The sequence below is a fragment of the Pedobacter sp. L105 genome (assembly GCF_009765875.1).
Taxonomy (GTDB): Bacteria; Bacteroidota; Bacteroidia; order Sphingobacteriales; family Sphingobacteriaceae; genus Pedobacter.
Genome location: NZ_LMUP01000004.1, coordinates 298,929 through 311,949 on the forward strand (window position 1 = coordinate 298,929; position 13,021 = coordinate 311,949).

Here is a 13,021-nt window from a genome sequence, read left to right on the forward strand (position 1 = left end):
GGCTCAGGCAATTATCAAATCACTTTTGTTCAAAGTGACCGGTAGTTTATACACAAACTTCGTTTTGAACCCCATTCGGTGACATTTGTAATGGATAATACTGAGATTCTTAATATTGTAATCTCCACCATTTAACCTGCTGGTTAAGAGGTGCACTATCCATTTATGCCTCATTGTAATCAGTTCACCACAACAAACACATCGATTGCCTTGCTTTTTAAAAAGCGAGATTACCATTTTTATACCTGTTTTGCTGTTCATTAGTTTTGCGGAGCGTTTTACTTCGAAGTATTCATCATACTGTTTAGAAAAAACGTTCGCTTCACTTCTGATCTTGATATGACGAATGATTGAGGTGTCGGAAGTTTTAATTAGGGAACGTTCTACAATGGCTTTTTTACTTTTATCTTTCACACTAAAACGATATCTCCTAAGATCCTTTGTGGTAAAGTACTTCCTAAGAACCCATTTACTTCCCTTTTTAGAGTGCCTTCTCTTGGCCCACCGCCAAAGTTTTAACCAGATTTCATGATCAACTTTATCGAACGTGGCCTTGGCTACGATTGACCGATGATAGTTTGCCCATCCAAGGATAATTGGGTTGAGGATTCCAATAAGTGATAATTGGTTCATAGATCCGCTTTTACTTATTATCGTCCTTACTTTCTTAAGAAATGTTTTCACACTCTCCTTTGATGGCTTGATGAGGAGTTTTTCCCTACCCTTGCCTGATGGATATTTGCGAATATTCTGTCCTAAAAAGTCAAACCCTTCATTGATAGGGGTGATTTTTGTCTTCTCGCTTGAAAGCTCCAATCCCCTCTCGTGAAGGAATTTTACCAATAACGGCTTAATCTTTTCTTCTAGTATCTCCTTCGTGCTTGCCGTTATAATAAAGTCGTCCGCATAGCGGACCACATTTATTCCGGGTCTTCTTGAGCCAAAAACATTATCCAAAAGTTGTTCAATTCCATCCAAAACAAAGTTGGATAGGCATGGTGAAATTATACCACCTTGAGGAGTGCCTGAGGAGGTAGGAAACAGTTTATTCGTTTCAATGTAACCTGCTTCAAGCCATTTTTTCAAGATACTCTTATCCATACAGATATTTTTGAGCATCCATTCGTGGCTAATATTGTCGAAACAGCCTTTGATATCACCTTCCAGTATCCAACGTGAAGAGTGTTTCTGTGATAATACAATGAAACATTGTTCTATCGCATCAGCACAATTGCGTTCTGGTCGGAAGCCGTAACTATTAGCATCTGATATGGTTTCGGACACAGGGTTAACAGAAAAATAATATAGTTGCTGCTGACATCGATCCAGTATTGTGGGAATCGATAGAGGCCGTAACTTTTTTCCGTCTTTTTTTTTAATATAAACCCTTCTTAATGGCTTTGGCTTGTAGTCACGTCGTTTCAGCTGTCGTACTAATGCTGATTTTTCACCGGGGCTCTTTATGATGATCCCGTCGACCCCCGGAGTATTTCTGCCCTTATTTTGTGTAACTTTCTTTACAGCCAATACTTTAGCTGATAAAGAAGTGGTTAACAGACGTTGTAAGGCTTTCACCTTGCCATATCTATTTTCCTGTACTGCCTTGGCAATTCTAACCTGGAGCTTTTTGACCACCGCGCAATGTTTTGGCCAATTAAGGCCTTGCCATTTCAACTGTGTAGGAGCCGCACCCGCTATGTTTATGTTCGCAGTCATTTGCTTTGCTTCTTAAATTGTAAGTTCTCACATGTTTTATTACCAGTAATTACCAGAGACACGTCAGCTGACTTTCATCATAGGGCGATCTTTGCATCCCTTATATAACCCATTACAGGCTATCATTCGCTTCTTGTCTCCTCCTATGCCCGCTATCCATAGGGCTTCCTTACGGTTACCTTGCCTTTTAAGGCGAACGACGGGGTTTCCCTGTTGATCGGATTGACTTTTGACGGGTTAGGTTCAAGCTATTCGCCGGAAGTTTCATTTGTCTACGCAAGAGCATTCAAAAAACTCTTGACCTCACTTCTTTGCCTTTTGGCTGAAGCCTATCAGTCCTATTTGGCTTGTTGACCTTAACGGCATTTATCACTTGTTCAATTAATTTAACCATACCGTCCTTGCCTTGCACTATACGGAATGTAGAACTCTCCGCACCTCCGTAGCCTTGCGGTGTCAGAGGTTTGCTTTTCGCAATTTGTTACGTTGTCATCTGTGCCCAAACGTCTCAATTACTCGTGACGCTTGCCGACTAGGCAACTACCTGTAGAAAGGTAGGTTACAACACTTCACAGCGTGTAACAATCCAATCCGACCCTTTGCAGGTCGCACCTTAAAGAAGCTCTCAGCGACTGCATTATCCCAGCAATTTCCTTTCCTACTCATGCTCCTGATGATGAATGGATTTTTTTCCAGTAAACAACTGAACTCATTGCAAGCGTACTGAACTCCACGATCAGAATGAAAAATAAGTTCCCCAGTAATCGGTCGTCTGGCTTGTGCCATTTTAAAGGCAGGTATCACTGTATCAATAGCTTTCATTGTCATACTTAAGGCCCAGCCTATTATTTTTCGATCCCCAAGATCAATTACCGTGGTTAGATAGAGCCATCCTTTTTTTGTTCTGATATAAGTAATATCAGATACCCAAACTGCTCCTAACACTCCAGGTTTAAAATCTCGATCAAGTACATTTTCCGGGACGGGAAATTTATGACTGGAATCGGTGGTGATCTTGAATTTTTTTCTCACAATACTTCTGAGTTCAGCTTTTTGCATTATTCGGGCCACTCGTGGTCTGGAAATTTTAATGTCTTTTTTGTGGAGCTCTAGGGTGATCCTGGGACTGCCGTATATTTTTTTACTGTTTTCAAAAGCCTGCAGTACTTCTGCTTCGAGTTTTTGATTTTCAATACTTCTTTTGGAAGGTCTACTTACTGTCCATTTATAAAATCCCCCTCTGCTAACTTTTAATACTGAACACATCTTCTCAACTAAAAATATCCTACTGTGATCCTTTATGAACCTGAATATTTGTTGTCGCCCTTGGAGAAAATGCTGATAGCCTTTTTTAGGATATCACGCTCCATTTGCGTTTCACGCAGTTCTTTTTTCAAATTAGCCACTTCTTGCTCGGCTGCGCTGAGGATAACTTTCCCATTACCAGGGAAACTACTGCCTTGCTTACTTGAAAATTCCTTCCGCCATCTATATAATAAGGTGACGTTGATATCCAATTCCTTTGCAAGGGTCGTTAGATCTGGGCGGGTGTAACTCAGTTCAACACTCATCAGTTTGAACTCCTTCGGGTATGCTTTTCTCTCTCGTGACATAATTTCTGTTAAGGTATGTAAATCCCTTAACTCCGTGTCTACTCAAATATAGCAAGTCCAGGGCATAAAGTTAAATATTAAAATAAGTACTGGCGAAATTACATCAAAAGCAATCAAATAGTTTTTTATTTATTTTTAAAATAAATTATTATATTTGAATTAATAATACGTTCTGCGATTCCTATAGAACAGTGCGCTTAGGGTAAGCCTTTTTTTGCCAAAGCATTGGATGTTATGTAAATTTTAAGATTCATCCAATATCATTAGAAAAGTTTGAAATCCGTTTACCTTCATTTCAAAATCCCCCTTCACGCCCTATAATTAGTCGTAGCATTGACTTCATATAATTCCAAATTTTTGTATCTTCAATAAGATTAAATACAGCTTGTTCTTAGAATGCAAAAGACGATATATAACACTTATAAGAATCCAAAATATTCTACTGACCATCCACACAATCAAGAGTGTATCTACTGTGGAAATGCACTAACCTTTAATTATATAGATTCCACATTCAATATATCATTTGAAGAACTAAAATTGGATTTTAGATCGTACGTGCGAAATATGCAGTCTGTTCACGGGCTTGATGATGAATACTTTGCACTAAGACAAAATTCATTTGAAAAGGAAAACGCTTATCTTGGGCAGTGTATGATCTGTGGCTGGTGGAAGATATCACAATTGTATTATACAGACTCTGATTGGCAACTCTGGCAGAATTTTTACGAATGCTGTGGTGTTATCAAAAATCTTGATGTTGCTGACCTCTCTACTCCGATGTCAGTATTGCGATCATACCTCGTCGCACGTTATGAGGAGCGATGGAGTATTCATCCATACAAGTTTGAGCAACTTATTGCAGATGTGTTTAGGGATTTTGGTTATTCCGCAGTCTGTACTGCTTATTCTAGAGATGCTGGCATTGACGTTTTTCTAATAAAGGATAAGAATATTATTGGAGTACAGGTGAAGCGGTATCGTAATAAAATTAAAATCGAGCAAATTAGAGCATTTTTAGGGGCATTACTAGTAAATAACATAAATCAGGGAATATTTATCAGTACAGGTGAATATCAAGCGGGTTGCCACTCATTATCAAAGAGGTTTGGTATCGAATTAGTAAACGGTAAGGACTTTTATCAACGGCTGAAGGAGGCCCAGCTTATCCAATCAAATATAGATTTTTCTCCAAAGAGAATTATTAACAGCAGGTTATATTATACAGGATCCTGTCATATGAATAGCTTATAGGTATATATTGTTAAATTTAGATGAATTTATTTTATTCAACTTAGTATAGATATGCTTCCCCCCGTCTTAAAATACGGCGAGATTAGGATAAGCCCTTTGAAAAAATTGTTAGAACTTTAAAGTCTGGGTTTATTGAATATTATCAGATTGGTTTGAAATCCGTTCACCACCATTTTAAAATGCCCCTCCACGATCAATAACCTCAATAAACCATCTGCAAATCTTCAACAAAATAGGATGAAACCTGAGCCTCCGCAACCACAAAAGCTATGTATTACCTAAAACTACTGAACTTTTTTCTTTTTGATCGAATCTATATGCCAATTTTGGCCATCCTCATTATAGTTTGGATATGCAGTTTCGAGACATTTGTGAAAGCAATATATCGTTTATTCAAGGCCTGTCTGCCATCAATTTGCCAAATGCCTTATTGGGTTTATCACCCATATTTAATTCCAGTACACCGCCTGCAATAATATCGGCATGCATGATATAACTTTTAGTATAAGGCTTTCCATTGAGCCTGGCACTTTGTATATACTTGTTTACTGCACTGTTGTTGTGTGCAATTAAGCTAAAAACCTTTCCTCCGGGCAAATTCATGGAAACCCTGTCTGCTACAGGACTGCCTAAAACGTAATTTCCACCAGCTGGAAATACAGGATAAAAACCCATGGAAGAAAGGATGAACCATGCCGACATTTGTCCGCAATCTTCATTTCCAATAATGCCGTCTGGTTGGTCGGTATAAAAGTCCTTCATAATCTGCCGCACCCTGTTTGCGGTTTTCCACTGATCACCGATATAGGCATACAGGTATGGAATATGGTGCCCTGGTTCGTTTCCATGAGCATATTGCCCTACCAGTCCGGTTATATCGCCCAGTTTTTCAGCCTGCTCATCCATAGGGAGGGTAAATGTAGAATCAAGCTTGTTCCTAAATACATCCTCGCCTCCTAATAATTTAATGAGTCCTTTTACATCCTGGGGAACTAGCCACAAATACTCCCAGGCATTTCCTTCGGAATAATCAGTAGTCAAGGTATTCATGGCTGAAAAACCCGTTTCCCAGGCGCCATCAGCATTTTTACCGCGGAAGAATTTTGATTGGGGATGATAGTAGAGCTTGTAATTTTGAGCCAGTTCACTGAAATATTTTGTATCAGCAGTATGACCCATTTTTTTTGCCATTAATGCGATACTGCCATCGCTGATGGCAAATTCCAATCCTTTGGAAACCGAACGTACTAACTTATCTGCCGGGATAAATTGTTTGTTGCGTACATAATTCATTCCAAGGCTATCCAATTGCGTAGTCCTTTTTATTTCTGCATAGGCCTCCTCTGGATCAAAGCCTTTGATTCCTTTCAAATAAGCCTCGGCTACTACCTGTAAACTACTGATTCCCGACATGCAGAATGTTTCGTTACCCATTAAAGGCCAAATGGGTAGAAAGCCCTGCTGCTTGGAAATGTTGATCATCGAATTCACCATATCACCCACCCGTTCGGGCTGTATGATAGTATACAACGGGTTTGTTGCCCGGTAAGTATCCCATAGCGAGAAAATGCTGTAGTTAGCATAGGAAGCATGGTGATAAATTTGATCATCTGTTCCGCGATAATCCCCATTATGATCGTTATACAATGAAGGATCTATCATAGTATGGAAAAGCGCGGTGTAGAATATTTTCTTTGCGGTTTCATCCTTAGTTTGAAAATCGATCTTGCTTAACTGCGCTTCCCATTTCGCCTTTGCTGCATCTGCCACCTGTTTAAAATTCCAGCCTGGCACTTCCGCAACGATGTTAGCCAGTGCGTTCTCTGTACTTACCGGAGATATGCCTATTTTTAATTGTACCTCCGCCGAACTATTCGCTGACAGGTTGATCAGGCCTTTTATCGCATTTCCTGTCCCACTTTTGCCAGGTAAAAGGCTGCTTTCATTATAAACAGAAAAGCTGGTTATAGGCACGGAACTCTTTATGGCAAAAAATACTTTTCGTTTGATCGCCCAGCCTGTGCTAATGCGGTAACCTACAAAAGTATAGGGATCTGTTTGCTGAATGGAGGAAGTAAGCGTGGAGTCGGCGATTCCTTCCTTTAAATCAATAATAATATGCTTATCCTTGTTTTCCGGGAAATAATAATGGTGAAAGCCTACACGTTCCGATGCCGTCAATTCTACATCAATATCATGATCCATGAGCTTCACGGAGTAATATCCGGGGTGCACTGTTTCCTTTTTGTGACTATACCGCGAGGCATAACCTGCCAGCGGATTCCCTTTCGTGCCTTTGTCCAATCTAACGGGGCCGGTATAAGGCATGATCAGTACATCGCCCAGATCTCCTACACCAGTTCCGCTTAAATGTGTTTGAGAAAAGCCGATCAGCACACTGTCGCCATAATTATAACCTGAACACCAGTCCCAGCCCTGGTACCTGTTGTCCGGCCCAACCTGTACCGCGCCAAAGGGCACACTGGCGCCCACAAAAACGTGCCCATGTCCTCCTGAGCCGATCAAAGGATCAACATAGCTGGTTTTATTTTGTCCGTAGCTATGACCGGCGATTATTAGCATGCCTACAAGAAATGAGCTGATTATCGCTTTATATTTTTTATTTGATCTTTGCTGCATATTTATTAATTAAGCGTTTGCTAATGGTATAGCCGTCTCCGACAGGCTTGGTTTGATATTTTTCTTCCTTTTTAACCCATTCGTTTTCAAAGGCATGAATTTTTTCTATGTTTAATTTGGGTTCGAAAGCTTGGTTGTGCGCTACAGCACCAATCACGTCTTTACAGAAGATCTTCCAGCGTTGTTTGTAATAGCCTTTCATAAGGCCCGACCATGATTTACTGGCATAATCATTAAGGTCATGTGTCTCGCCGCCCCACACCGTGACGATAGTGCGTGCGTCTCTTTCGTAATATTTTTTCTCCGGCAATGTTGCGCCAAGCTGCATAGCGTCATTTACCCATTTTCCAAACAGGAAAGAGGATTGGGTGGCCAGCAGTGCATCAAGCTCATCAAACAGGGTCATCATTTCCTGCTCGTGCTGCTTTAAGCCTTTAATGTCTTTTTGCTCGTAGCTTTTATTGAATTGATCACGGATTACGGTGAAGTAATTACCGAGCACCTGTCTGCCGATATTGGTAATGTCGTATGCATAGAAGTCATTGCCGGCTGCATTTTTATCAAGTAATTTTTGCCATATATTTAACAGTTCGGCATTTTTGTATTTGATAACCGATTTGGTTGTCCAGTTGCCTGATCCGGTTAGGCACGGGAATGCGTTTGTCAATGTACCTAAACTGCCGGCATTGCTGATATAAACCGAGTCAGCCAGTTGCTGCCAGGCGGTGCGTACCTGAGGGTTTATGGCACTTCCCCGCATTGCTGCCCAATGATCTGCCCATTTATTTACTGAAACCGGGCCGTCCGACCAGGCTTTTTCAAATACATAATCGTACATAACGGCATTCACATCAAAACCTTCCAGGGTCGATCCGATCCCGGTAAGGTTAGCACCTCCGTTATTCATGGCATTCTCCATGCGTTTTTCTACCTCTTTTAAATTGCCGGTAAGCATAGTATTGCCACCAAAATTACCAAGGTAACACCATAGGTAGGGCTGCTGATAAAAGGAATTGGTAAACTTCCATACTTCCTGTTCCTCACAAACGTAATCCAGCATGGTCAGTTTACCGGTAGGTACTGCCTCCAGGTATGCTTTGATCCTTTCGTCTGTCCAGTTCTTACGGTCCACATAAAACAGCCACGACATTTGAAACCACGATGCCCTCGGATCTGCTTCTACCATCGACTCAAAAATATTACGGGATACATCGGCCAGGTATTTGGGTTCCCAGCTTGGCGGAGTTACCTCATTAAAAGGGTCGGCCCCATAAATATGATCTGTTCCAAACTCTTTGGTCTGTTCTTCAATATAAGCATGCTGAATTTCTTTAAAAAGAGGATCGAAAGGATCAAGAAAATAGCTGCTGAATTTACTATTAAATCCTCCCCATGAACCTAAGCTGGTTATTTTGATTTGCGGGTATTTATCCTTCAGGGCAAGCGGAACATGCCCTGCAAAAGCGGGCAATACCGGTGTCATGTTCATTTCCCTTTCGCGGGCAAGTATCTTTTTTTGTAACGATGCCTGTCCGTTTATCCAACTCATCGGTAACGGGCCGTGCCATCCATCGATATTGGCCATACGGTGCCAGGGCAGATAAGCCGGGCCCGTGAAATAACTTTGGATCTGGTCATCTGTTAAACCTAATTTTTTCCATACCTTGTACCAAACCGCTTCTTGTCCTGTGATAGCCAGTGGCATGTTGATCCCATTCAGCGACATCCAGTCGATGAGCCGTTCCCAATCTTTCCAGGTCCACCAGGGCATAGTGTAGCCATAAGTGCAATAATTGAGGAAAAACCGGTTTTTTACCCGGGCTTCTTTTCTTATTTTTTCAAATTGAAACGGAAGTTGCGCCGGGGCGTTAATCCGGTCGCCTTTGCTCCAGCTCACAAAAGTATGGCAGTTGTATTTGAGATAATAATTAAGACCCACTGCCATAGAATTGGCATTATTTCCCCTGATGGTTACATGGTGATTACCGGGCTCTATCTCAAATATATCTTTATTTGATTTAAGTTCTTCGAAGACAAAATCGTGTACATGTTCCGGAAGAATTCTAACCACTAGATCGTGTGCTGATCTTGTGGCTGGGGTAGTGGTTTCCGTAGTTTTAACTTCTTCAGATGCAGCAAAGACGCCTGAAGTGCTAATTATAGAAACGGCTAAAATAGTAGAACAAATAAGGGACTTTGCGCTTTTATTAATCAAACTGTATAATTTAAATCGTATGATCACTAAAGTACGATAATGATAATAAATTGAATCCGCTGGAGGCAAAATTTTTTTCCGTTGAAAAATCCCTTGGTCTTGCTAACTGCTGGTTATGAATTAACGCGCCGCTGCTAATGATCAAAATGCCTTTGTCCCGTAAGGATCTAAGCTGCCGGCCAAGCTGAAAGTGATAATCGCCTGAGGCATAATAATTAATGCTCATTTGAAATACCGGTATGTTTGCATCCGGAAACAAATGCATCAGCAGATCCATCGGACTGCTGTGCGCAGTAAATAATACTGGCATCTTTTAGGCCTTGTGTGGGCAGCGTATCCATGAAATTGTAAGATTATTTAATGTTCCCATAAAATTATTCATTTATTTCGTTATTCTATCCATTTTACGGCGATGTCGTTACCTGGTACACTTATGGATCATAATATAATCCATTATTACAACTGTTTCGTCCATTTGCGCAGGCCATTTCATTCCTAGATTCGTATATTATTTTACCATCTCAACTTTAATGTAGATAAATTAAGGAATGAGCATCCACAATTTAAATGATGAATTGGTTGTTCTGTTCGGTGTGTGACTAAAAATATTATTTTATCAAAATAACGAATGAAAAAAATTTGCATTCTTCTATCGCATATTGTATTATTTATTTTTGCAACTAGCGTAAATGGTCAGAGCATCCTACAACCAGAAATAAATCTTTCAGGAAAGTGGCTATTTAGCCGCGACGAAGCGAAGGCCGGATTAATTGAAAAATGGTACGGAGATAAATTGAAACCAATGGGCAGCGGCCCGTCAGAAATTGCTCTGCCCGGCACAACAGCGGAGGCAAAAGCTGGACTTCCCAATTCTAGGAAGCCCACGCTTGAAGGACTTTATCAACCGAATGTCTACATTGGGCCTGCATGGTACCAACGTGAGATCGAAATACCCGGTTCATGGAAAGGCAAACATGTTACAGTTTTCCTTGAGCGAAACCACTGGGTAACACACGTTTGGCTGGATGGACAGGATTATGGTACGCACGATAATTTGACTGCCCCTCAAATTTATGATCTGGGCATTAATATCAAGCCAGGTAAGCACCGGCTGACAATTTGCGTGGATAATTCCCTAAAATTTGATCTTGGCCCTTTCGTTTCAATTAATTACGAAGGAACCCAGACCAATTGGAATGGCATCGTAGGCGCGATTAAGTTGTGTGCCACCGATTTGGTTACCCTGAGCGACGTTGAGATTTATCCGGACGTGGATCACAAGTTGATCAAAGTTGAGGCTCACATCAGCAATATCACAGGCTCAATAAGAAAGGGTGATATACGTTTTTCTGTTACAGGCGCAGATGGAGCAATGATCGGTAAGCCTGTTTCTGTGTCTGTTTTAGCTCCCAAGGGGGAGTTTGTCGTCAAGTCGGAAGTTCCTATGGGAAGTCACCCGATGTTATGGGATGAATTTTCTCCCAACCTTTATATGCTGAAAACCACTCTTTCTACGAAAACAGGCGGAGCTCAATGCGAAAAAAATAATTCCTTCGGCATGCGCAAACTAAATATTAAGGGCACTCAGTTCGCTATGAACGGGCGTCCTCTTATGATGCGCGGTACCCTGGATTGCGCTATTTATCCGTTAACGGGCTATCCACCAACAGACGTTGTTTCATGGCGGCGGATTTTTAAGATTGAAAAATCTTACGGATTAAATTTTATCCGGTTTCACTCATGGACTCCGCCCGAGGCCGCCTTCACAGCAGCGGATCAGGAGGGTTTGATGATTCAGACTGAAGGTCCTTTAGCCGATATTAATGTTGGCGAAGATCCTCGAAAAGATGATTTTGTTAAGAAAGAATTATTAAATATTGTCCATACCTATGGAAATCACCCTTCCTTTTGTTTGATGACGATTGGGAATGAATTTGGTGGGCCTGACAAGATCTTGAAAGAATGGGTTGATACGCTTATTAAAAGTGATTCCCGTCATTTATATAGTTCAGCTGCATGTGCTCAGGTTACATCTAACCGACAGTGGACGGAAGACGTAACTGGCAGGGGAATTTATGGGCCAAACACAATGCATGATGCTAAAGAAGCCATCCATCCAGATACTCCGATGATTGGGCATGAAATCGGCCAGTGGACATTTTATCCTGATTTCCACGAAATAAGTAAATACACGGGAGTATTAAGAGCGGACAACTTCAAACTTGTCCGGGACCAACTTCAAGCTAATGGAATGTTGGACGAAGCAGATCAATTTTTACAATCTACCGGTTCTCAAGCTGTTTTGCTTTATAAGGAAGAGATTGAAAATTTGCTGCGTACCCCCGGCTATGGCGGCTTTTCACTCCTTGATCTTCACGATTATCCCGGACAAGGTACAGCTTTGGTAGGATTGCTTGATCCGTTCTGGGATTCCAAGGGATTTGTTACACCCGAGGAGCATAAGCGTTATTGCGGTCCCACTGTTCCGCTTCTTCGTATGCCCAAAAGAACTTATACCAATACCGAAACTTTTTCGGCCAGTGCCGAACTAGCCCATTTTGGGTCGCACGATTTGATCGGCGCAAAACCTGAATGGATGATCAGTGACCAGCAAGGCAAAATTATCGCGAACGGGTCGTTTGTAGGCATTAATGTCGTAACGGGTAAACTAACGGAACTGGGCAAAATCAATGCTGCCCTCAACAAAATAACTGCGCCGGGTAAGTTCAAAGTGACGGTTTCACTGAAGAATACTTCCATCGTTAATACCTGGGACATTTGGGTGTACCCGGACACCCAACCAGCGACGTTGCCAAATAACGTCATATTAAGACATAGCTGGGACGAGGGCACCCGTATGGCGTTGGCTGAAGGCAAAAGAGTAGTTTTATTACCCAGTATTGATTCAGCACGATCTCTAAAAGGGTCCTTTTTGCCCGTGTTTTGGAGCCCTATCTGGTTTCATAATAATCCCAATACAATGGGTATTTTGTGCGACCCCAAAAATCCTCTGTTTTCTCTGTTCCCTACTGATGAATATAGTAACTGGCAATGGTGGAAATTGATCCAGGGATCACAGACTATGATACTGAACAATACTTCTGCAAGTTTCCGTCCGCTAATCCAGGTGATTGATAATTTTGCCCGTAATAACAAATTGGGGAATGTCTTTGAGGCCAGGGTAGGAAAGGGTACTCTGCTGGTTTGTACGCTAAACCTCAGGGACGAGAATTTGCCTGAAACGCGTGCGTTCCTTAAAAGCCTCTATCGATATGTGAGTTCGGATTCATTCAAACCTACCCAAAGTTTAAACATCTCAACATTAGGGGAGATTCTATCTCAATCAACATCGAAAAAATGACTACAATAGTATCATCATCATTATAATCAGGTTTATTTAATTATCAATAGCTATCTTAAATTCCGAAGGTCTGGGTGATATTAGAAAATTGATTAGAGGCAACGGAATGTGTCAGAACAATTTGCCAACAAGCCCGGGTTTCGCGTAAAAATAGTAAAGGCAATAGAAAACGAAATAAAGCATTGGCATTATAGGATCGAAATATAAATTTGAAATTCATAT

Annotated in this window: 9 protein-coding genes; 2 read left to right on the plus strand and 7 right to left on the minus strand. The window is 41.2% G+C overall.

Annotated elements, in window-relative coordinates; genetic code table 11:
- Window positions 1-3: 3 nt before the first annotated feature.
- The 3 genes from ltrA to GSQ84_RS06460 all read right to left on the minus strand — a co-directional run bounded on the left by ltrA (window position 4) and on the right by GSQ84_RS06460 (window position 3,329).
- Window positions 4-1,716 (minus strand): group II intron reverse transcriptase/maturase, encoded by a 1,713-nt coding sequence (ltrA, locus tag GSQ84_RS06450; RefSeq protein ID WP_158796439.1) that lies wholly within the window; start codon window positions 1,714-1,716, stop codon window positions 4-6.
- Between the two features lie 540 nt (window positions 1,717-2,256).
- Entirely contained in the window at window positions 2,257-3,030 is a 774-nt protein-coding gene (locus GSQ84_RS06455) for an IS3 family transposase (RefSeq protein ID WP_158797356.1), read from the minus strand.
- Entirely contained in the window at window positions 3,015-3,329 is a 315-nt protein-coding gene (locus GSQ84_RS06460) for a transposase (RefSeq protein ID WP_158796440.1), read from the minus strand. The genes GSQ84_RS06455 and GSQ84_RS06460 overlap by 16 nt, the downstream gene beginning before the upstream one ends.
- A 567-nt stretch (window positions 3,330-3,896) precedes the next feature.
- Here GSQ84_RS06460 and GSQ84_RS06465 point away from each other — a divergent pair.
- A complete protein-coding gene (locus GSQ84_RS06465) occupies window positions 3,897-4,583 on the plus strand; it encodes a restriction endonuclease (RefSeq protein WP_158796441.1) in 687 nt (228 codons plus the stop codon).
- A 393-nt stretch (window positions 4,584-4,976) separates the two neighbouring features.
- Here the strand turns inward: GSQ84_RS06465 and GSQ84_RS06470 are convergent, their stop codons facing one another.
- From GSQ84_RS06470 to GSQ84_RS28195, 4 genes are read right to left on the minus strand one after another with little or no spacing between them, the layout of a single operon-like run.
- A complete protein-coding gene (locus GSQ84_RS06470) occupies window positions 4,977-7,223 on the minus strand; it encodes a GH92 family glycosyl hydrolase (RefSeq protein ID WP_158796442.1) in 2,247 nt (748 codons plus the stop codon).
- Window positions 7,204-9,438, minus strand: coding sequence for an alpha-N-acetylglucosaminidase (locus GSQ84_RS06475; RefSeq protein ID WP_158796443.1), 2,235 nt, complete (start codon window positions 9,436-9,438; stop codon window positions 7,204-7,206). Before GSQ84_RS06475 ends, GSQ84_RS06470 begins: the two co-directional genes overlap by 20 nt.
- Window positions 9,439-9,448: 10 nt before the next feature.
- Complete coding sequence (locus tag GSQ84_RS28335) at window positions 9,449-9,703, minus strand: hypothetical protein (protein WP_371416359.1); 255 nt, start codon at window positions 9,701-9,703, stop codon at window positions 9,449-9,451.
- Window positions 9,654-9,779, minus strand: a complete 126-nt coding sequence (locus GSQ84_RS28195; protein ID WP_256377522.1) for a hypothetical protein — start codon at window positions 9,777-9,779, stop codon at window positions 9,654-9,656. Before GSQ84_RS28195 ends, GSQ84_RS28335 begins: the two co-directional genes overlap by 50 nt.
- A gap of 287 nt (window positions 9,780-10,066) precedes the next feature.
- On the opposite strand from GSQ84_RS28195, the gene GSQ84_RS06485 reads away from it, so the two are divergent.
- The gene (locus GSQ84_RS06485) at window positions 10,067-12,799 is read left to right on the plus strand and encodes a sugar-binding domain-containing protein (RefSeq protein ID WP_158796445.1); all 2,733 of its coding nucleotides are present in this window, start codon (window positions 10,067-10,069) and stop codon (window positions 12,797-12,799) included.
- Window positions 12,800-13,021: the final 222 nt, after the last annotated feature.

What these genes read in the sequence shown, in the direction of transcription:
- GSQ84_RS28335 (WP_371416359.1), bottom strand. Translation starts at nt 9,703, where the DNA reads ATGCATTTGTTTCCGGATGCAAACATACCGGTATTTCAAATGAGCATT.
- GSQ84_RS06460 (WP_158796440.1), bottom strand. Translation starts at nt 3,329, where the DNA reads ATGTCACGAGAGAGAAAAGCATACCCGAAGGAGTTCAAACTGATGAGT.
- GSQ84_RS28195 (WP_256377522.1), bottom strand. Translation starts at nt 9,779, where the DNA reads ATGGATACGCTGCCCACACAAGGCCTAAAAGATGCCAGTATTATTTAC.
- GSQ84_RS06465 (WP_158796441.1), top strand. Translation starts at nt 3,897, where the DNA reads ATGCAGTCTGTTCACGGGCTTGATGATGAATACTTTGCACTAAGACAA.
- GSQ84_RS06470 (WP_158796442.1), bottom strand. Translation starts at nt 7,223, where the DNA reads ATGCAGCAAAGATCAAATAAAAAATATAAAGCGATAATCAGCTCATTT.
- ltrA (WP_158796439.1), bottom strand. Translation starts at nt 1,716, where the DNA reads ATGACTGCGAACATAAACATAGCGGGTGCGGCTCCTACACAGTTGAAA.
- GSQ84_RS06485 (WP_158796445.1), top strand. Translation starts at nt 10,067, where the DNA reads ATGAAAAAAATTTGCATTCTTCTATCGCATATTGTATTATTTATTTTT.